This is a genomic window from Helicobacter bilis ATCC 51630 (assembly GCF_000686565.1).
Lineage (GTDB): Bacteria > Campylobacterota > Campylobacteria > Campylobacterales > Helicobacteraceae > Helicobacter_A > Helicobacter_A bilis.
The window spans coordinates 1-21,125 of record NZ_JMKW01000026.1 but is presented as its reverse complement, the minus strand read 5'-3'; the positions used below and the strand labels follow the sequence as shown (position 1 = coordinate 21,125).

Sequence of the window (21,125 nt, the reverse complement as noted above, 5' to 3'; positions counted from 1 at the left end):
AGGATACTTACTTGCGACTCACACATTCTATTATTCTATTATTATGCTGTTTTATGCCGCTTTTTGGCTTAGATATGAAACTGAATTATGGCAAAGAAGATAAAGAGACTTTTGCAGTTTTAAATCTGCGTAATGAGCATCCATTCAGCTGTGAATCTAAGCTAAAAATAAATGGTGATGTAGAAAAGATTCTATGCAGAATAGTAGGTATCCCACAAAGTGGATTTAACCCCACAAAAAGCCCAATGCTAAGCTTTAGCTACACTATGGAAGCAAAAAAAGAAGATGATGAAAAAAGGGCTATGATTATAGAGATTACCCCAGCAAAAGGGGTAAAAATGCAGTTATTCTCTGTCTTTAGCGATTTAAAAACAGAGAATCCAATCCCTGTAACAAGGCAGACAGATTCTAAAAGCTATCAAATCGTAGCCTATTATAAAAAACTCCCATTTTTACGACCTGATGAGAATCTTGAAAAAAGAGATTCCATTAACTTCCCTGTATCTATACCAAAGACTGCAACGCCTACTATTAGCGAGCTTGATATAAATCGCAAACCGCTTGATTATATCGCAGGTAAAGACCTTGATGCGTTTTTAGAGATACGAGAACTCATGAATGCTAGAAAGTATCCAGAAGCCCTTGAGAAAATCGCAAAAGCATTGAAAATGTATCCAAATAGCCTTTTTGCAAAAGACATGGTGTATTATACAATCATTGCCCTAAGTCATTCTAAAAGTAAAGAATCTCAATCTTATTTAGCAGAAGCCGCAATCCCATGGATAAAAGCCTATGCAAGTGGATGATAAGATTCCAGAAGTTATGTATCTTTTATCTAAAACTCTTTTAGCCCAAAATAAGATAAAAGAAGCTTACTATTATCTTAATAGAACCATTGAAGAGTATCCAAAAACTCGATACGGCGCACTCTCAAAAATGCAAATCGCAAATACGCTAAAATCTCCAAGCGATATAAAACGCGCACCACTCATTTATAGAGAAGCCTATCAAGAGGCACAAGACCTTGAAGCCGCAGGAGAGATAGCTGTATCATGGGCGAAATTTAGCTTAAGAGATGAAGATACAGAATATGCAAATGAGCTATTACATAAGGTATATAGCGTATTTCCTGCATTTTTCCTTATCGACAAAGACGCTACAATGGAGCTTTTAGATGAGTTAGAGGAAGTAGAGCAATACACTATGGCAGCACCCATTGCTGCATATCTAAGTGGAAATGTGCCTTATAATAGCGAATTACACGCAAAGCTTTTAAATAAATCTTCAGAGTTTTACACAAAAATCGGGGATTTTGATATGGCACACAAACTGCATTTAGACTTCCTGCATTATCACCCAAATGATAAATTAGCCCAAAAAGTGAAAGAAAGAGATGATTCTTTATTATTCCAAGTAACAGGCGATTATAAAACAAAGCTTGAGCGATATGACTATGTCCTTGCAAACTATCCAAATACAGAGAGTGCGAAAAAAGCCTTAGAATTAAAGGCAAAACTCTATCTCGAAAACAAAAAATATGAAGAGATTTTACAAATGCAGTCTCTTTTACCACAAGATTCTGAAGTCGTCCAAGCCGCTATTGATAATCAAGTCGCAATCTTTTTGAAAGAGAATAATTGCGATGGTGTAGCAGGTGTGCTTAGCCGTGCAAATAAGGTAAAACTTAGCACAAGTGAGAGCTTGCAAGCCTTTGAGTGTTTATATAATCAAACCGCATTTAAAAAGGCACATGATCTTTTCTCTGGATTATATAAGCATATACAAGATGGTGGAGAACAGCTAAAATGGCTTTATTTGGAATCTAATACGCTTTTTGCACTTGGGCAGAATAAAGAGGCGATTAAAGCGGGACGAGATGTTATGGACCTAGCCTTTGCTATGGGGCAAACGCAGTATTATGATATTAGCTTTAAAATGTTTCATGCCTTTTATAATGATGAGGCAACAAGACATGAAGCCATAAATTTAAGTAAGAAAATGGATAAATGGTTTCCAACAGATAGAAGAATGCTAGAGGTGCATTTCACATTATTAAATGAAGCCGAACATAAAAAAGACCCCCTTGCCACAAGCACAGAGGCACGCATAATCATGGCTTTGCAGGATAAGATAAAAGAATATGATTACAGCCCTTATGTAAATTTTATTTATGTGAATACTTTGATGAATGAGAATAACTACACAGAAGCCCTAAAACAGCTAGACCGCATTAAAGATTTTAAAATGACAACTGATGATAGGCAGCAAAGATTCTATAAAATCGCTACGATTAACTATACGCTAAAATACATGGATAATAGCAAAAAAGCCCTTGATGCTTGTGTAGAACTCGGCACAACTTCTGCGTGGGGAACTCTCTGTAATAACGCCCTTTCCTTGCATGATAATGGTTTTGAGTAGAATATAGAATTGCCACTTAAAAGGTGCAATGTAGCAAAAGTCCAAAAACAAGTGATTAGACTTGAAAGACATATAATCTCTTTTTCAAAGTCTATGCCTCGTATTAATCATTTAATTGATAAGATCTAGCTATATTAGAGACAGGATTTTTATGGGTTTATAGCCCCACTAAAGACCAAAAATAAAAATTTAGAATCCATATCACAAAAACTTCGGCGGTAATATACGCAAACCAAAGCTTACAAAATCAAGTCCGCCATAAAAAGCATTTCCATAAGTTGCATCAAGCTGTAGCATATCTTGCACAAGCCATGTTCGCAGTCCCACTTGATACATAACTGGGTCAAAACGACTATAATAGACTTCACCAATCGCATACAAACGAGATACTATTTCTGTTTCTAAGCCCACACCAAGCGTATAGATTCCCTCCATAAAGCTTTGCAAATTATACCCCACATTCACATGCAATGCGATTTTAGAATCTAAAAATAAAAAAGTAGCAGGGATATAGGCATATATCTCGTTTGCATTATCCGCTCCAAAGAGATAATTATGTATATTTCCAACCGCAATGCCAATGCCCCAATCTTTCTCATCGGCATCAACAAAAAGCTTTTTTAGCTGAAACTGCACAGAATTAGACTGCAATCCTATCATACCGCCAAGCGTGATTTCAGTCCCCCAAATAAGATTACAACTAGGCAAACTCCATAGCTCACTATCACCTTGTGCATGTAGCTCAATCCATGTCTCCATTTGACAATGCCCTTTTGCCACAACCCTTGCATCATCGGTATTAAAAGGTCTTGCCGCATATAAACTCATCACATATATACATGGCAATATCAATAAAAATGCAACTTTTTTAAACATATCTATATCGCTTTTTGTAGTTTTTAAACAACTCATTATAACAAAAAATATTTTTAGGATAGAATGCGAATTGTAACAAATATGTTAGGAATACGCAGTTAAAAAGGAAATGCAATGTTTCAATATAAATTAATGCTATTTGGATTCCCAGATTTATGCAGGGATTATGATGATGTTTTGCTGCATTTAAAGCAAGTCCCACCACAAAGAGCAGTAACTGAAACGCTTGAGCAATGCTATCTTATTGATATGCAAACAGGGCATAAATATGAGATTAGCTTTGATAATAAAGGGTTGTTTGTAAAAGATTTTAAAGAGAGAGAGAATGAGTATTTGAAATCTGACTGATTATATTCTAAGCAATAAAAAGTGGCTTAGAATCTTAGTATTATTGATTTTTATGAATCTTTTTAAATCATATAATCTCTGGCGTATTAAACTATCTAAAGAGCAAAAAATAGCGTGTTTTTAAAATTTATTAAGCAATTCTGTATTTTTACATTATAACCTCAAGCATTTTACTTTTTAAGGGGTTTTTATGAAATCTAGATTTGCAGTTTTTAGTGTTATATTTGCTTTGTTTTCGGTATTTTTTGTTGCGTGTTCTAATGCAGAGCCAAAAGATGTGGCAATATCGTTTTATAAAGCAATGGCTAATGGTGATAAGAAAGGTGCAGTAAAACTCACATATATAGAAGATGAGAGCAAAAGAGATGAGTATGAGGGCAAAATCGCATTGACAGCAGGATTAGTGAAAGACAAGGTAACAAAAAAAAGGTGGTATAAAAGATATAGAGGTAACTGAAGAAAAGATTGAGGGCGATAAGGCAGAGATCACACTAAAAGTTAGCTACAATGAGTCAGATAAGACTGAAACTAGAAAGGTTAAACTTGTAAGAGTTAATGGAACATGGATGATAGGCTATTCAAAGTTAATATTTAAGTCTGCAATCTATCGTATCGAAAAGATTAATCATTGAAAACTAAGCTTTTAGTCATTATTATGCTTAGTATTATCCCTTTTAGTTTCATTTATTTTTATAACAAGCATGATGACTTCAAAGGCTTAAAGCTTGAGAATCTCGGCGATATTCCAGCCCTTGAGATAGGCGATATAATCTTTAGATATGGTATCGGCGTAGATAGTGAGTTAATCGCAAAGGCTAGTGGTGGCAATTTGACGCATGTAGGCATTGTTGTATCGCTAAATCCCACGCAAATATTACATGCGAGCACAGAAGATAATCCAACATTAAAAAATCAGGTAATCCTTAGCAGTTTCGATGAGTTTCTCTCACATGCCACAAATATCACAATAAAACGCTATAAGCTAAGCTCAAATGATAAAAGCTATATTGCAAAAACATATAGTCGCTATGTAGGTAGAGCTTTTGTGATAGAAGATAAAGATTCTACTGACAAGCTCTATTGCACGACTTTAATCGAAGAGCTATTAAATCCGCTTGTAAATCTCCATGTAAGTTACTCTACACTTGATATTGCTGTGGTGCGATTAAAGATTCTCTATCCTATTACATTATTTAATGATGATAGATCTACTTTGATATATCAATATAAACCTTTGTGATTAATGTATTACATAAGATTTTTTGCTTTAGTGTTTAGCATAATGAGATATAAATCTATATTTTTGGTTAGGAAGATCCAACTATCAGCTAAGCAGTATAGAGACATAAAAACACTTTATACAACATTTTAATATTTGCATATGCAAATATTTGTAGAAAAATCCAAATTTTAAGCTATAATGTCGATTTATGAAACATATTTGCAAATATATCATTGCATTATGTATCATAATGTAAAAGGGTGGTAACGATCATTTACACAAATGCTTGTAAAATACGCAATATAAATGATTGAGAGTAAAAATATTTTGGGGTAGAGAATGTATAAAAACAATTATATATTAAAATTATTTCAATATATGGGTGTAGGGATTTGGGGCAAAAAACATAATTTTATACATTCACAAAGATTCAAAACCATAATAAAACAGATTCTTTGCTTGATTATGCAAAGCACAGATTCTCTAAGAAACGGCAAAGTTTTGCAATCTAAGATAGTTTGTCATACTACGGCGTTAGCTGAAGTATCTAGCTTAGAATCTAAGCAAGATTTAGATTCTAAAAAAGATATTTCGTCTACGGCTCAATATGACAAGGTTTTAGAATCTAAACAAAACCTAATCTCTAAACAGAATCTAGAATCTTGCAATTTTGCACCCCTACGCCCTACACCCACCCATTTGGATAAGAATCTAGAATCTAAAAATTGCCATGTTGAGCGAAGCGAAATATCTAGCCAAGATTCTAAAAAAGATTTTTCGCTATCGCTCAAAATGACAAAAAAGCAAGAAATTAAAAACATAAAAGTAAAGGCGGTGGTATTATGTCTATTTTCATGTATGTTTTATGCAAAAATGTCAGCAAATGGCTTTAAGATTCAAGAGCAAAGCTTGAATGCTACAGCTTTAAGCTCTGCGTATGTAGCAGGGGCTAGGGGTGCTGATGCGAGTTACTATAATCCTGCGAATATGGGCTTTAAAAACGATTGGGGGGAGAATAAGCATGAGTTTGAGTTTGCTTTCTCACTCATTAATATCCCGGGATTTAAGTTTCAAGTGCCGACTACAAATCAAGGATTAAGTTCTATTACATATATGGATTATGATATAAGTATTTTAGAGGGCATTAAAAACATTCCTCTTGTTGGTCCACCTGTATATGATGCAATAATGAATAAGATTCCAAAAAAAGTTGAATTGCAACATACAACAGCAGATTCTGCTATGGTAGATGGCTCGACTGGCGATACAAACTTTATGTTGCCAAAATTTTTCTATAAATCAAAAAATTATAATGGCTTTACCTTTGGGGCGAGTTTCATCGCCCCTAGTGGTTTAGCGATGAAGTGGAATGGCTTGGGCGGTGAGTTTCTACAAGATGTGTTTATATTCTTAATCGAGTTTGCCCCATCGATTAGCTACACCTATAGGGACAGAATCTCTGTGGGTTTTGCTCCACGCCTTTTATATGGCATGGGAAAGTTTAATAATATCGTATATGTGCCTTTAGGCACAGCTCAACAGCAAAATAAAAATCCAACAGATGGTAAATTACCCGATGATACCAAAAATGAATTTATTATAGGGTCGGATGGTAAGCCCACTTCGAATCCAAATGACAATTATATAGAGGGTTCCGGCAAAAACTGCACACCAGCCTTTAATCCCGACATTTTGGAGTCTTTGCCTGATGGGCTTATTCCACCAGATATGGCGAGTTTATTTGACATGATGATTGAAAATCCTGCTTTCTATCCTGTTTTAGGCATACCGCCCAATGCAACTCAACTTGACGCTATTAAAGCATTGGTAGCTAGACTTCAAACCTGCCTTGTCGGCACAGCTCAAGTCGTGCAGAAAAGTGATGGCAGTGATATAGGCTTTGGCTATCGTGCGAGTGTGTCGGCTAGAGTGGGAGATGGCGGTATGTTTTCTGTGGTGTATAATAGCCCGGTTGCCATGCAGTTTAAAGGTAAGGTGAGTGCAGATACGATTATTGGTGGTCCAGTAGGGAGTGTGCGAATGGACGCCCCCCTATATCTCTATGTAACTATGCCTGAGATTCTAACCATTGCATATAGCCATGACTGGACATTTAAAAATAAGCATAAGTTGCGATTAGAGGCGACTTATGAGCGGACATTTTGGAGTAGGGGTAGGAAGTTTGACACAGAGTTTGGCTGGGACGAGGCAAAATTTACTGCTAGTCCGGGCAGTGTGCCAGAGAGCTTTAGTCAAGAGCAACTCATGGGTATGGTGGGTTTGGCTGATTTTACAGCTGTAGCTATGGGGAATGGCTGGGTAGATACGCATACTTTTAGGGTTGGGGCGACTTATATCACAAAGCGTCTGCGACTTATGCTTTCAGCAGCGTATGATAAAGCCCCCGTGCCACAAACTGCCATAGGTATCCCTGATAGTAATGGCTATATGATAGGGCTTGGTGCGAAGTATAATTTCCGTGATTTTGATGTGGGTGTGTCTTTGAGTAATACTTTTAAGGATAGCTCAAGTAGCATTTATGCGAGTGGTGGGGTAGGACAGCTTAGGATTGCTACTTTTTCGTTGGGATATAGGTGGTAGTGCTTTGGCATTTTGCAAAAAAGATATGAAATAATGATGAAGTAGGCTATAATTAGCCTTTATTTTTCTAATGATTTGGGGGAAATGCTATGAGTAGGAAACTATTAAGCTTAGGCTATATTTATGAGATGATAGGCAGGCATGAAGAGGCGTTGGCATTTTTTGAGCAGGTGCTTGAAAAAGATTCTAAAACTTTAAGCACAGAACTGATAAAAGAAGCACATTTAGGCATAAAAGCAAATGAAATGGCATTAAAGTTTAAAAAAGATAAAAGCCTTATCACAAAGAATCTAGACATGAAACTCATGCAGGAAAAAATCGCTATATTCAAAGAGAATCCAAAAAATTTAACAGGGTGGTTTAGTCAATGGAATTAAAAGATGTTGTATTGCAAACGCTGAGTGAGATTGAAAATAGCGTTGATGAAAAGGGATTTAAGGATATAAGGCTTGGTGTAAATACTGGTGAGACGGAGTTTTTACAGAGCTTTAAAGAGCGTATATTTGTGCTATTTGAGGGATTGAAACAAGATGATTTATGGTTAGAGAGTGCTGAAGATACACAGAATCAAATACAAGCAAAGCTAGATCTTATACTAGGATTCTTGCAGTTTCAATTAGCCCTGCTTGATGCGAGGTTAGAGGTGCTTGATAAAAGGAATTTTGAGGGAGAGTGAGTTTTATTGCAGGTGCTTTATTTGCATGTTTTAGTGTTTGATTGCTGTTTTATTTAGCGTTAATTGTTTGGCTTGTGATTGTTGCTGAAGTTAGTTTTCAATAACGATTTTGCGGGTTAATTGCCTTGATCTTTGTTAGTCGTTTTGCTTGGATTACTCTTATTTTACAAACAATATGTTTTGTCCTACTAGCCCTTTTGTTTATATTTTAGATTCTCTATGGCGATACATTAGGGATAGGTTAATATTTACTTTGCCTTAAATTTGCATTAAATAAGTTGCAATCTCATTCTAACTAAAGCAAAGAGAAATGCTAGTGCCTATGTTAAGTGTGCTATTAAGATTGATTTTTGCATGGTGTAGGTGTGCTACATGTTTAACTATGCTTAAGCCAAGTCCTGTGCCATTTATCATGCTTGAGTGGCTTTTATCCACACAGAAGAATCGCTCAAACACTCTCTCATGATACATTTCTGGTATGCCAATGCCACTATCTTTGATATGCAATGTTTTGTGTGTCGCATCAAGGATTATCTCTATATTGCCCTTATCCTTATTGTATTTTATAGCATTCTCACAGAGATGAGAAAGCATAACAAGAAGTAGTCGCTGCTCTCCCATCACCAAAAAATCATCGCCTTGTATAGCACAAGAAAGCCCTTTTTGCTGGATAGAATCTTTAAACATAGATAGAGTAATTTCACAAAGATTTCGCATGGAAAGCGGATAAGGCGTAAAAGTGTAGTCATTATCAAGCTCATTTAGGATAATTATATCTTCAATCAAAGCCATTAAATGCCTTGCTTCCTTATGTATATTGCAAAGAAATTTTGGAATGTCTTCTTGTTTAATGATATTGTTTTGCAGCATTTCAAGCACGGCTAAAATGCTCGTGAGTGGGGTTTTTAGCTCATGTGATACATTTGCGCTAAATTCTCGTCTTAACTGCTCTCTTTGTGCTTTTTCTGTAATGTCGTGTAGGAGTAAGGCTACGCCGATTGGGGTTATTTTTGTTGTATTTTCTTTACTTTGATTGGCTGTGAGATTTGGGTTAAAATCGCTAGATTCTGTATCATTGTTTTGAATTATATATGAAAACTCGCTTTTAGATTCTGTATTAGTTATTTTGCTACAATCAACATGATGGGCTATTGCGTTAGATTCTAGATTCTCAAAATTTTGTGCTTTAGTGGAGTTAAGCACAGATTCTATAATGACTTGATAGGTGCGGTCGTTTTTATGTATGATTTCTGTTAGCTTTTCACCCTGCATTGCAAGATTAAACCATTTTTTATATTGCGTATCTAGTGTGGCTATATTCATGCCTTCATGCAATGTTCCAAAAAACTTCATAGAACTTTTATTAAATGATAAAACACTACCTTTAGAATCAAGTAGCAAAAAGCCATCTTTCATATTTTGCGTAATCGCATTAAATGTTTCCTTGTCTGCTTGTAGTTGCTTTATTTGAGAATCTATCAAGCGATTTTGCTCATCAATCTTATGTAAAAGTGGTGAGAGTTCTTTATAGCTTTTTAGTCCAAGTGGATTCTCTAGATTGAGTGCGTTAAGTGGTGCGATAATAAAGTTTGCAATGCTTCTTGCAAGCATAAAGCTAACCGCCAAACACGCAAATAGAATAAGGCTCATATAGGGCAAGGTATCATAGAGAAGTGAGGGCATATTTTTTGTGGGCTTGCTATGCGTAAGATATAGGCTTGTAGGTTTTTAGGATTTTGAGTAAAATCTAGATTCTGCGTTGTCTCTTGTGTGCTTTTGCGGGAGTTTGCTTTTTTTGCTTCGGCACTACCGCTTAGGTAGCTTCTCGCAAAAAAAGCTTCACAACCCACAAAATCATCACAAGATACTTCCGCAGTTGGCGTTTTGGAGTTTTTAGAATCTAGATTCGCTAAATTTTCGCCCTTGTCTATACAATTTGAACGATTGGCTAAATTGTGATGGATAGTCATATTGCTTAGATAACTCCTACCCTCTAATTTAGCCAAAGCCTCCAAAGCCATAGAGCAATTGCTAGAATTTGTGGTTTTGTTTGCGTGGCTTGTTGGCGTAGAATCTAGATTTTTACTAAAATTTGAGCTAGTTTCTAAACTCACACTAGATTCTATAAGCCCCCTATCTAACATAATCTTTACAGCGTGATAAAGCATTTCTTGCTGCATGCTTTCTTTAAACTCTATCCTTTCTGCATGATTATCAAGTGCTTCTTTTAATGCAAGATTATCATATACAACATTACCATGAGAATCTATAAGGCTTACACGATAGGCGGTATTAATATGTGATAAGAGATTCCCTGCTGTTTTAACCCTATCTCAATATAATGGCTATTTTGCTTTAAATGTAATAGTATCTGCTTTTCATAATAGTTTGTAAAAAAGACGAAACTAGCCCATAATCCAAGCAATACCCACCCAAAGCATACAACAAAAATAGTCCAAAATATCCTTTGCCGCAAAATCCACTCACTTCACTTATATTTGCGCGATTTTATAGCCAACGCCACGCACGGTTTGAATGTATTTGCCGCTTTCCCCAAGCTTTGTGCGTAAGGTATTGATATGCACATCAACTGTGCGTGTTTGAAACTCACTACCCCAAATAGATTCTAAAAGCTGCTCTCTTGTAAAGACTAAATGCGGATTAGCAAGGAATAGCATAAGCATTTCAAACTCTTTATAAGTAAGATTTACAGGCACACCATTAGAGCTAACTATACGCGTTTTTGGATTAAGAGTGATTTCTTGAAAGCTGTATTCATCAAGGGATAATCCACGCGTTCGTCTCAATAAAGCGTTTATTCTAGCAAGTAATTCTAGCACACCAAAGGGCTTTGTTACATAGTCATCAGCACCCATATTTAGCCCATAAACCTTATCTAGCTCACCGATTTTTGCAGTTAAAAGAATGACTGGTATATGCTTTGTTGATTGCTTTTTCTTTAGAATCTTTAGGACTTCTATGCCATCTTGCTCTGGTAGCATCATATCAAGCAAGATGAGTTCAGGCATACAATCTTCACTCAAAGCATTGAGTTCTTCAAAAAAGGCTGATGGTGTCGCAAAGCCCTTTGATTCTAAAGAATGCGTATTTAATGCGTATTCAATAAGTTCTCGTATCGCATGTTCATCTTCTAGGATAAAAATCATTGTTTCACTCCAAAATAATATGATTTATTATAGCTTAGTTTTCTTTTGTCATAAATGGTGTGATGTTATTTGAAAGTCATATTATAAAGTCTATGATATAATTATGTCTTATTTCTTTTATAAGGATATTTGTGCTATCAACTAATGTTATTTCTCGTCTATTTGGGCGATTTGCCCATACAAGATTCCCAAAAAGTATGCAATATGCGATCAATCGCTTTTATGTTGATTTCTTTAAAATCAATCTTAGCGAATTTGAGAGTTTAGAATCTTATCCTACGCTAAACGCACTTTTTACACGAAAGCTTATAAAGCCTAGAATCCTGCATACAATCCCTTTTAATCTCATTAGCCCAACAGATTCTCTTATTACAGAATCTGGTCGCATTACACAGCAAACTGCCCTGCAGATTAAAGGTAAAAGCTATAAGGTTGCTGATTTACTCGGTGCAGTGCATGATTTAGATACATATAGCTTTTTAAATCTCTATTTATCACCAAAGGATTATCATCACTATCATGCCCCGTGTGATTTAGAGATTTTGGAGGCAAAGTATTTTTCTGGTAAGCTTTTGCCGGTGAATTTTGCAAGTTTGTATAAAAATGAGAATCTATTCATACAAAATGAGCGAGTCGTGCTAAAAATGCGTTGCAAATATAATCAAAGCATTATGTATTATGTCGCTGTCGGTGCGTTAAATGTCGGTAAAATGCAGTTTTTATTTGATAAGGCAATACAGACAAACGCAAAGCAAGGCGATTGTGTTTATACTTATGAAAAGCCTATTGCATTAAACGCAGGTGAAGAGATAGGATTTTTTGAAATGGGATCTACTATCGTATTAATCGCACAGGCTAACTGGAGTGTAAAATCGGGCGAAGTTGTGAGAATGGGTGAGCAGATTGGCACTTTAGAATCTAGCATAAACGAGTGAGTAGCTTAACTCTGCTTCTTTTTCAAAGTTATTATTGTGTTGTCGTTTGTAATGGAACTTTTGCTTAGTTGCTAGAATCTAACACAATGATTTATCATGTTTTGAGAAACGCGAAATATCTAACACGGATTTCATAAAAGATATTTTGTTTTTTCAAAGGTTTAATGCGACAAGATTCTATAAATGTTGCACCCCAAAGTCCCACATCAACTCATATAAAATAGATTCCAAAAATAAAAACTAAAAATAGAATCTAGCAAATATGTTGTGAATAGCCATAAATCATACACTACCTAAGAATCACTCTCTTTAAGGCATATATCTTGTAGATAGTTAATTGCTTTTTCGGTATCATTTAATATACTATGCCTACTTAATTCTTTGTCTGTTAGGACTCTGCCATTAAAGCATTTGCTGAATATAGTCTCGCCATATCGCATCATTATTATGGCAAATAGCTTTTTATCTTCTGTGTAGAGTTTTGTATCTCCATGCAATACACGATTTAAAGCTGACACTTCTGCTCGTAATCTTCCACCTGTATCATACATTTTCATAACGCCTTCTTGCTTACTATCTTTATATGTTATTTCTAGCTTTATATTGCCATTTTCATAATACCACTTTCCTATTATAATCTTATCATTCTTAGCTTTAAGCAAGGCTAGTAGTTTTTTATCTGTTGTATAGCATCTTATGTCCCCTTGACGCCTATCGTTTAAAAATGATGCCTCTATTTGTAAATTCCCCATTTTATCATACCTTTTTGCTATACCTTCTACCTTATCATTTTTAAATGGCATTTCTTTTTCTAGATTCCCATTCTCATAATACCACTTTTCTATACCTTCTTTATCACCATTTTTAAATGGTCTTTCTCTCCAAAGATTCCCATTTGAATGATAGTCTCTCTTTACACAACCGCTTATTTTGTCTGTTTCATTTTTGCATTCTTGTAGCATGGTTGTATCGACATTATAAAGTGAAAACAAAGCTATAAACGCACTTTTTAATAACATATCCGCCCTTTTAAATTGAGATAATAAAACTTATATTTTAAGAAACAAACACAAAAAACAACGCTAAAAATTAAAGCTAGAATCTAGCTTTAAAAATGGATAATGTGAGTAACATAAAGATTCTAAAAGCCATTATTGTGGCAATTTCTCTTCTTTATAGTTTTTAAAAATATCTTGTGTGATTTTATAGCTGCAAAATTTTGGACCACACATTGAGCAAAATTCAGCGTCTTTAAAGACTTCTTGTGGCAGGGCTTCATCGTGGTATTCTTGCGCTCTGTCGCCATCTAGGGCGAGTTCAAACTGCTTATTCCAATCAAAGCTATACCTTGCATCACTCATCGCATCATCTCTATCTCTTGCACCAATTCTACCTCTTGCAATATCTGCGGCGTGTGCGGCGATTTTATACGCGATAATGCCCTCTCTCACATCATTTGCGTTTGGCAGTCCTAAATGCTCTTTTGGTGTTACATAGCATAGCATTGCTACACCTTTCCACGCGGCTACACACGCACCAATGGCACTTGCGATATGATCATATCCTGCGGCAATATCTGTAACAAGCGGTCCTAATACATAAAATGGTGCTTCATTGCAATACTCTTTTTGCAATTCTACATTTCGCTCTATTTGATTAAGCGGGACATGACCGGGACCCTCAATCATTACTTGCACATCGGCTTCATACGCCCTTTTTGCAAGTTCGCCCAATACCTTTAACTCGGCAAATTGTGCTTCATCACTCGCATCAGCCAAACAGCCCGGGCGTAAAGAGTCGCCTAAAGATAAAGACACATCATATTCTTGACAGATTTTTAGAATCTCATCAAAATATTCATAAAAAGGATTTTCTTTGTGATAATGTAGCATCCAACTTGCCATAAGGCTACCACCACGAGAGACTATACCCATTTTTCGCTTTGAGACTGCTGGCATGTGTGCGAGTAAAAAGCCACAATGTATAGTAAAGTAGCTTACCCCTTGCTTTGCCTGTTTCCTTAATACACTAAGCATAGTTTCAATATCTAGTTTTAACACATCATTTTTCACATCATGTAGAATCTGATACATAGGCACGGTGCCAATAGGCACGCTTGATGCCTGTATAATAGCCTCTCTAATCTTGTCTAAATCGCCACCTGTGGATAGATCCATAACAGTGTCTGCACCATACTTGATTGAAGTCTTAAGCTTTGCTACCTCTTCATCAATGTCTTCTACGATTTGAGATGATCCAATGTTTGAGTTAATCTTTGTTTTCAAAGCTACGCCAATACCCATAGGCTCTAGATTCTTATGATTGATATTTGCAGGGATTATCAGTCTGCCCCTTGCGACTTCTTTTCTAATGAGTTCTGGGCTAAGATTCTCAACATTTGCAACATATCGCATTTCTTCTGTGATAATGCCCCTTTTTGCGTAATAAAGCTGTGTCCTGATTTTATCATTTGCCCTTTTTTCTATCCATGTATTTCGTAAATTCTCACTCATGCAAATCCTTTGTAAATAGAGTAATTTCAGTCTAAGTGTAATGCAAACTTGTGTGATTTTATCTATATCCCAATATAATTTTGAATCTAGTAACGATAAAATAGAGTTTTTGTATAAAATGGTAACAAACTTTACAGATTTATTATATAATGATAAATGTTTTTTGTATCATATCGCACTGAAAAATGAGATATGGTAACATTAAGTAAAGTTATTAGCATGTGAGTGAAGTTTTATAAAGTGTTTATTTTTTAAGGAAAAATGATGAAGGATATAACGCTTATTATCATGGCAGCTGGAGATTCTGTGCGATTTTGCAGTAGCAGGGCAAAAGGCACATTACATGCAAATACACACTTTAATCACACATTTCATAATGAAAATATAGAATCTAGCAATAAACCATCTACAAAGAAACAATGGCTAAGGCTTGGGACTATGCCTTTGTGGTATTTTGTAACACATAATCTTGCTTCACAGATACTAGACATACTTAATACATTACAACAAGCAGAAAATGCAACACACACAAATACCCATCAAGGCAAAAATGACACAAAATGTAACAATAAAAATAGCGAATCTAATCCAAACAAATCCATAGATACACAGAATCTAATCCAAGATTCTCAAACGCATTACGCAACAACACCTTTACAAAAGATAATCATCACAGCTTCTAAAAAAGATATATTCTATATGAAAAAACTCATATCAAATGCTTTGTATTTTCATATCAATGATAAAGAGTATAAAATCGCTCTTGAAATAGTTTGCGGTGGTAACACTCGCTTTCAATCTCTAAAAAATGCCCTGCAACATGTAGAAAGCACGCATATAATTGTCAATGATTGTGCGAGATTTGATACAAAAAGGCATGTATTGCATGATATGTTATCTTTATTTATGAATGAAGATTTTGACTGCATTGTGCCGTATTTGCAAGTGAGTGATACAACACTCATGTATGATTCTACAAATAATACACATAAAGCAATAGAGAGGGAGAAGTTAAAGCTTATCCAAACGCCCCAAATCACAAAAACACAAAAGATTCTAGAATCTTTTACAAAAGAGATTGACTTTAGCGATGAAAGCACTGCAATACTCTCACTTAAAGATTCTAATCTTGGCTTTGTTATCGGCAGTAAAGATATGACAAAGCTTACATACCATGATGACTTGCATTTATTAAAGAAGCTATATCACGCAAACGCACATAATAAAAGCGACACTCTCATAGGCTATGGTAGCGATATACATGGCTTTATAGATTCTAAAGATATGTATCTGTGCGGGGTAAAGATAGAATCTAGCATGGGTTTCAAAGCCCATAGCGATGGCGATGTGGCTATACATGCGATTATAGATTCTATACTTGGGGCTATGAACTATGGCGATATAGGTGAGCTTTTCCCTGATAGTAAGGACGAGTTTAAAAACATAGATTCTAAAATTCTATTAAAAGAAGTTTATGATTATTGCTTAAGCGTTGGATTAGAACTCATTAACCTTGATATTACAATCACAGCTCAAACCCCTAGAATCTCGCCCTATAAAGCACAAATGCAAGAAGTCCTAGCTAATATTCTTTACTTACCAAAAATGTGTGTCAGCATAAAGGCTAGCACGGCAGAGGGCTTAGGCTTTGTGGGAAGAAAAGAAGGCGTGCTAGTAAATAGCATAGCCCAACTTAAAGCAAGGAAGCTATATTAAACCCATGAAATTAAATAAAGTTTAGGAAAGGAAGTATGCAAGAAAGATTTTTATATGACAAAGATTCTAAATAAAAAGAAATTTTAAGCAAAAAGAATCTTATTGCTAAGAAAGATCCCTAAAACTTTGAAAAAAGGATATGTATGAATGTTTTGATTATTGAGAGTGAAACTTATTTAGCCCAAAGTATAGCAAGTAAATTAGCAGATGGTGGGCATGTATCATTTATCACTTCTTCACTTGAAGAGGCGGTAAATCGCACGGGATTTGACATTGTGCTACTCTCTACAAGCACCGCAGATTATAGAGATATTATTGAAACACATAAAGACGCCATAATCATTCTTATGGTATCCTATGTCAGCGATGATACCGTATCAAAGCCTCTTAAAATGGGAGCAAAAGACTATATTATTAAGCCTTTTATAATGGACGAGCTAGTAAGAAAAATCGAGCATTACAAAGGCTTTAAAGAACTTGCTGAAGACATTAGATTCTTTAAAAACTATTTCACTTTCATACAAAATGAATTACAAACGCCAACCCTGCCCCAATACAATCCGCCGATTCTAATTAAGGCTAGTTCTCAAAGAAGTGCGGATATTTATGCGATGAAATATGCGATTGAGAGAAAACTAAGGTTTGAGTTTATAAGCCTTAAGAGTATCTCATGGAGTGATTATGAGTTTCAAAAAAATAAAGTCTATTACATTACAAATTGTGAGAATCTAAAGAAGCAAGAAAAAAAGGATTTTTTGGAAAAAATGGCAAACTATCGCCTTATTATCTCAATGATTTCTGATGATTTAGTATCCTTTCCGCATATTGTAGATATTACAAATATGGCTAACAATCTTGAAATTGGCAGTGAGATTCTATCCATTAAAGAATATGAAAGGATTGTTATCACAAAATTTGAGGGGCGATATCCAGATGTGGAGTTAGCAAAAAAACTTGGCATGAGCCGCAAAAGCTTATGGGAAAAAAGGAAGAAATATGGCATCTCAAGAAAAAAATAAACAACTCTATATCGATAAAGAAGCGATTTCAGTCCTAAATCTCGCACAAGAGGGCTTACTCTATCCTGTAACAGAGCTTATGAATGAAGCACAAATGAAAGCAGTCAATACAAGCGGTGTCTATAAAGACCAGAGCTATCCTTGCCCTTTTCTCTTAAGCCCTAGTGGCAGACGCAATAGTGAAGTCTTACAAAAGGCAAAAAAGGGCGATAAAATCGAGCTTATAACAGATGGTGAGACTTCAGGTAGCATTATCGTAGATTCTGTATTTAGCATTAATAAGCAAGAGCGGATAAATAAGATAATGGGTGGTGATTTTGCCTCCAAACGCATACAAGATATAGAATCTAGAATAGGCGAAATTTGCGTTAGCGGTAAATACACACTCACAAATAACGACATTATAAAGCACAAAAAACGACTAGCCCAACGCATAGCTACACTTAGTGCTAAAAATATCGCAGGTATTGTAATGAGTGCTTCTCCCCTGCATAGAATCCATGAAAAAATTATGCGAGACGCTTTAGAAGAGTGTGATCTCTTAGTCGTATTTTTACTCAAACCACATAAAAGCGACTTGATAGAATATAACTTGCGTTTAAAATGTATGGAATTTTTGATAGATAATTATCTTATGAAAGAGCGAGTTATCATTATCCCGCATGATGATACCTATCTGTATGCAGGGCAGAATCGCATGATTATGAATGCCATTGTAGCAAGGAATTTTGGTTGCAATAAACTGCTTGTTGGCGAGAATAATCGCGGCTTATCTGTGTATTATTTAGATAATGAAGTGCATTCTATCTTTGATTCTCTCACAGGTATGAATATAGAAGTTGAGATTTTACCAGAATATGTATATTGTGATGTGTGTAAAACACTTGTCTCAATCCATACTTGTCCGCATGGACATCATCATCACATTAACTATAATGCAGAATCTTTTGTCGAGTTCTTTAGACTAGGGCTTTTACCCCCTGCTATGCTTGTGAGAAGGCAGATTTCAGCAATATTGCTTTCATCTTTGTTCCCACATAGATTCAAGGATTTAGATAGATTGTATTATGATATTTTACCATCTAGCGGGATTATACAAAATAGCGGTGAAGAGGAGTTTTATCTAAAGCTTATGCAACTTTATCAAACAACCTCACTCAATTAATGTTGTTTCATTTATAAGGCATACAATGAAATTTTTTCATCTTTATATTTTTGATAAGATAAAGCCTTTAGTATTGCAAAAAATCATTGCAAATATTTTGGGCTTTATTATTATTTATCCCATCACTTTGCATAATAAAGAGACTGCATTATTGCTTAGTCTCTTTTTAGCAGTATATCTTTATAAAAATATGCAAGATTTAGAATCTAACCCAAACGAGTCGGCACAAAATAGCAATAAACTAGATTCTAAAACAGCTTGTCATGTTGAGCGTAGCGAAACATCTAAAAACTTAGAAATTAATCATAAGGACTCTAACCCAAACATAGATTCTAATCTTAACCCTACAAATAACACAGAATCTAATCCTATAAATAATGCCAACTTAACACAAGAATCCAGCAACACACAAGATTCCATAAACACAAACCAAGCTAAACCACTCATACCACACGACTTTGCTATAATCCAGCTTATGATAAGCCTTTTTTGTGCGTGTTTATTTGTCTTTGCAACATGGCAAATGTATATCTTAGAAGCCCTTATTGGTTGCATTTTTATAAGAATCTATGATTATTACAAGCCAAGTTTAATAGGCAGATTCTATAACCTAAAGCCAAACAAAATACTAGGCAGCATTCTAGGGGCGATTTTGCATGGCGTATTAAGCGGTGCAAGTGTTATGATACTCTATTATATTTCAGTAAAATTTTCTTAATTTGCAAATGTGCTAACTAAACTTTATTTTAAGCATGATTAAAAGACTAATAGATATTTATACACAAGATTCCGTGATTTGAGTAATTTTGTAAAAATATCATAGTTTTTACAAAAAATAGTTATAAATATTACATAAATCGTTTTTTTTTTTTTGAGTTGTGTTACAATAATTCACGCATCTTACAACAAAATGCAAATATTTTAAGTGATTAAAAGGGGTTTATCATGTATAAACGATTTGGAAAAGTAGCAATAACACTAGCACTAATCTCTACGCCAAGCTTCATGTTGGCTGATGAGGGTGATGGCAATGGCTTTTTTGCTGGGATTAATACGGGCTATTCAGTAAGTTTTGAAAAAAGAACAAGCGCGGAAACAGGACAACAAACCGAAACAAAAGATACAACCATAGCACCAAGCTATCTTAATATCGGCGTGCAGTTGGGTTATAACTATATGCTGACTGACTTCTTTGGTTTGCGTGGCTATTTGGATTATAACTATGGCTTTAACCACAATCATACAAAAACAACAACCACAGAAACAGGACAACAAAATCAAATCACCGATACAACCACACTGGATTCATCTCATGCGATTAGTGTAAATGTCGATGTTTTGCTTAATATCCTAAGCTCTGATACCTTTGCATTTGGAGCGTATGCGGGTATTGGACTTGGCTATGCGACAATGAATAGCACCAGCAAAGCAACTGATGGCGGTGTTATAACAAACACAACAACACCGCAAGGCGATGGCTTTATCCTACCTATAAATCTAGGGCTAAGTCTCACTGCAAATAATCATCATCGCTTTGAGTTGGGCTTTAAAATACCAACTTTAGGTGTTAAATATGTAGCACCAGCTCAACAAGGCAATCCAACAGAAACAACCACAACAAGAAATCTCATCACAACAATAGGATATAGCTACATTTTCTAGCATGTAGCCTTTGTGTGTGATAATCTTGTTTGCAACCCACCGCATAAACACACACCGCTATCTTTATGATAGTAGTTATATCTCTCACTCAAATCTATAGCAAATTTAATCAAACTGAGCATATCCTTTGCATAACAAAGAGATTGCATTATTACCTAATCTTTTTTTAGTGATACATATTTATGGGAATATACAAGATTTGAATTCTAATGAGTGGGCTGCAAGGTTAAAGCTATAGTTATTGACAATTAGATTCTTATCAAACTGCACCCTTGCACCCTGCATCCACCCAAGTGATTGAGATTCCAAAAAGAACATGGACAAAAATTCTGCGGAAGTATCTTGCAATGATTTTCCAAAGAAGTTTTACTTTATGGGCTATCAAAAAAAAGAGTGGCCTTTGTTGGTGCTAATGTGTGGTTAAGTTGTGTTTAGGACTGGTAGTTCAAGCAAAAATCCTAAACAATCTCAAATCCCAAAATCTTCGCCCATTCTATATCTTTCCCGCATTCTACAACAATGCCATTGCCCACTAAACTTAGCAAAGGAATATCACTAGGGCAATCACTATACGCATAGCTTTGTGCTAAATCATACATTGATAGATCAAGTGTTTGTGATAACTTATAAAGCTTTCTATGCTCCATCGTATGAATACCTGCCATATTGCCGCTTAAAACCCCCTCACTACTCTCCAGCGAAACCGCCACAACATATTGAATCCCAAAATGCTTTGCAAAAATGCGAATATATATCTCAAAGCCACCTGATACAATCGCTATGGTGTGCCCCAACTTTTGATGA

Annotated in this window: 22 protein-coding genes; 14 read left to right on the top strand and 8 right to left on the bottom strand. The window is 35.4% G+C overall.

All coding sequences use genetic code 11. From position 1 onward, the window contains the following. Window positions 1–11: 11 nt before the first annotated feature. Window positions 12–806: a tetratricopeptide repeat protein gene (locus tag T368_RS16675; RefSeq protein WP_248646232.1), complete on the top strand. Its 795-nt coding sequence runs from the start codon at window positions 12–14 to the stop codon at window positions 804–806. After that, window positions 793–2,421: a hypothetical protein gene (locus T368_RS13440; RefSeq protein ID WP_248646231.1), complete on the top strand. Its 1,629-nt coding sequence runs from the start codon at window positions 793–795 to the stop codon at window positions 2,419–2,421. The genes T368_RS16675 and T368_RS13440 overlap by 14 nt, the downstream gene beginning before the upstream one ends. Before the next feature lie 201 nt (window positions 2,422–2,622). Here T368_RS13440 and T368_RS0106390 read toward each other — a convergent pair whose 3' ends face one another. Further along, window positions 2,623–3,297 (bottom strand): hypothetical protein, encoded by a 675-nt coding sequence (locus tag T368_RS0106390; protein ID WP_230455645.1) that lies wholly within the window; start codon window positions 3,295–3,297, stop codon window positions 2,623–2,625. 114 nt (window positions 3,298–3,411) lie between these two features. Between T368_RS0106390 and T368_RS0106385 the strand changes: the two genes are divergently transcribed. The 6 genes from T368_RS0106385 (at window position 3,412) to T368_RS0106360 (ending at window position 8,144) form a co-directional block, all read left to right on the top strand. Next, window positions 3,412–3,645, top strand: coding sequence for a hypothetical protein (locus T368_RS0106385; protein WP_004087577.1), 234 nt, complete (start codon window positions 3,412–3,414; stop codon window positions 3,643–3,645). Between the two features lie 190 nt (window positions 3,646–3,835). Then, window positions 3,836–4,102 (top strand): hypothetical protein, encoded by a 267-nt coding sequence (locus T368_RS0106380; RefSeq protein WP_004087575.1) that lies wholly within the window; start codon window positions 3,836–3,838, stop codon window positions 4,100–4,102. A 171-nt stretch (window positions 4,103–4,273) separates the two neighbouring features. Further along, entirely contained in the window at window positions 4,274–4,885 is a 612-nt protein-coding gene (locus T368_RS0106375) for a YiiX/YebB-like N1pC/P60 family cysteine hydrolase (RefSeq protein WP_138160810.1), read from the top strand. 840 nt (window positions 4,886–5,725) lie between these two features. After that, window positions 5,726–7,468: an OmpP1/FadL family transporter gene (locus tag T368_RS0106370; protein WP_237022137.1), complete on the top strand. Its 1,743-nt coding sequence runs from the start codon at window positions 5,726–5,728 to the stop codon at window positions 7,466–7,468. Window positions 7,469–7,557: 89 nt separating this feature from the next. Beyond that, the gene (locus T368_RS0106365; RefSeq protein WP_027338370.1) at window positions 7,558–7,845 is read left to right on the top strand and encodes a tetratricopeptide repeat protein; all 288 of its coding nucleotides are present in this window, start codon (window positions 7,558–7,560) and stop codon (window positions 7,843–7,845) included. After that, entirely contained in the window at window positions 7,836–8,144 is a 309-nt protein-coding gene (locus tag T368_RS0106360; protein WP_004087570.1) for a CiaD-like domain-containing protein, read from the top strand. The genes T368_RS0106365 and T368_RS0106360 overlap by 10 nt, the downstream gene beginning before the upstream one ends. A gap of 291 nt (window positions 8,145–8,435) precedes the next feature. Here T368_RS0106360 and T368_RS0106355 read toward each other — a convergent pair whose 3' ends face one another. The 4 genes from T368_RS0106355 to T368_RS0106345 form a co-directional block, all read right to left on the bottom strand. Further along, window positions 8,436–9,827, bottom strand: coding sequence for a sensor histidine kinase (locus tag T368_RS0106355; RefSeq protein ID WP_080628869.1), 1,392 nt, complete (start codon window positions 9,825–9,827; stop codon window positions 8,436–8,438). Beyond that, on the bottom strand, window positions 9,791–10,324 hold the full coding sequence (locus tag T368_RS16670; protein WP_004087567.1) for a hypothetical protein: 534 nt from the start codon (window positions 10,322–10,324) through the stop codon (window positions 9,791–9,793). Before T368_RS16670 ends, T368_RS0106355 begins: the two co-directional genes overlap by 37 nt. Window positions 10,325–10,419: 95 nt before the next feature. After that, on the bottom strand, window positions 10,420–10,620 hold the full coding sequence (locus T368_RS15455) for a hypothetical protein (RefSeq protein ID WP_138160812.1): 201 nt from the start codon (window positions 10,618–10,620) through the stop codon (window positions 10,420–10,422). 16 nt (window positions 10,621–10,636) lie between these two features. After that, window positions 10,637–11,311 (bottom strand): winged helix-turn-helix domain-containing protein, encoded by a 675-nt coding sequence (locus T368_RS0106345; protein WP_004087566.1) that lies wholly within the window; start codon window positions 11,309–11,311, stop codon window positions 10,637–10,639. 131 nt (window positions 11,312–11,442) lie between these two features. On the opposite strand from T368_RS0106345, the gene T368_RS0106340 reads away from it, so the two are divergent. Then, complete coding sequence (locus tag T368_RS0106340; protein ID WP_004087565.1) at window positions 11,443–12,246, top strand: phosphatidylserine decarboxylase; 804 nt, start codon at window positions 11,443–11,445, stop codon at window positions 12,244–12,246. 293 nt (window positions 12,247–12,539) lie between these two features. On the opposite strand, the gene T368_RS0106335 is transcribed toward T368_RS0106340, so the two are convergent. Both T368_RS0106335 and thiC read right to left on the bottom strand, forming a co-directional pair. Next, the gene (locus tag T368_RS0106335; protein ID WP_004087564.1) at window positions 12,540–13,265 is read right to left on the bottom strand and encodes a toxin-antitoxin system YwqK family antitoxin; all 726 of its coding nucleotides are present in this window, start codon (window positions 13,263–13,265) and stop codon (window positions 12,540–12,542) included. A 132-nt stretch (window positions 13,266–13,397) separates the two neighbouring features. Then, window positions 13,398–14,759, bottom strand: coding sequence for a phosphomethylpyrimidine synthase ThiC (thiC, locus tag T368_RS0106330; protein WP_004087563.1), 1,362 nt, complete (start codon window positions 14,757–14,759; stop codon window positions 13,398–13,400). A 264-nt stretch (window positions 14,760–15,023) separates the two neighbouring features. On the opposite strand from thiC, the gene ispF reads away from it, so the two are divergent. From ispF to T368_RS0106305, 5 genes are all read left to right on the top strand, one after another. After that, window positions 15,024–16,475: a 2-C-methyl-D-erythritol 2,4-cyclodiphosphate synthase gene (gene ispF / locus T368_RS0106325; RefSeq protein WP_004087562.1), complete on the top strand. Its 1,452-nt coding sequence runs from the start codon at window positions 15,024–15,026 to the stop codon at window positions 16,473–16,475. A 143-nt stretch (window positions 16,476–16,618) separates the two neighbouring features. Then, window positions 16,619–17,494 carry a response regulator gene (locus T368_RS0106320; protein WP_004087560.1) on the top strand — a complete coding sequence of 292 codons (876 nt, stop codon included), beginning with the start codon at window positions 16,619–16,621 and terminating at the stop codon, window positions 17,492–17,494. Continuing rightward, window positions 17,472–18,659 carry a hypothetical protein gene (locus tag T368_RS0106315; protein ID WP_004087558.1) on the top strand — a complete coding sequence of 396 codons (1,188 nt, stop codon included), beginning with the start codon at window positions 17,472–17,474 and terminating at the stop codon, window positions 18,657–18,659. The genes T368_RS0106320 and T368_RS0106315 overlap by 23 nt, the downstream gene beginning before the upstream one ends. Before the next feature lie 25 nt (window positions 18,660–18,684). Next, complete coding sequence (locus T368_RS0106310; protein WP_004087557.1) at window positions 18,685–19,377, top strand: hypothetical protein; 693 nt, start codon at window positions 18,685–18,687, stop codon at window positions 19,375–19,377. Window positions 19,378–19,604: 227 nt separating this feature from the next. Continuing rightward, the gene (locus tag T368_RS0106305; protein WP_004087555.1) at window positions 19,605–20,321 is read left to right on the top strand and encodes an outer membrane beta-barrel protein; all 717 of its coding nucleotides are present in this window, start codon (window positions 19,605–19,607) and stop codon (window positions 20,319–20,321) included. A gap of 458 nt (window positions 20,322–20,779) precedes the next feature. Here T368_RS0106305 and T368_RS13435 read toward each other — a convergent pair. Continuing rightward, window positions 20,780–21,125 (bottom strand): HAD-IB family hydrolase (locus T368_RS13435; RefSeq protein ID WP_034595167.1); only part of this gene is annotated, 346 nt, incomplete at its 5' end.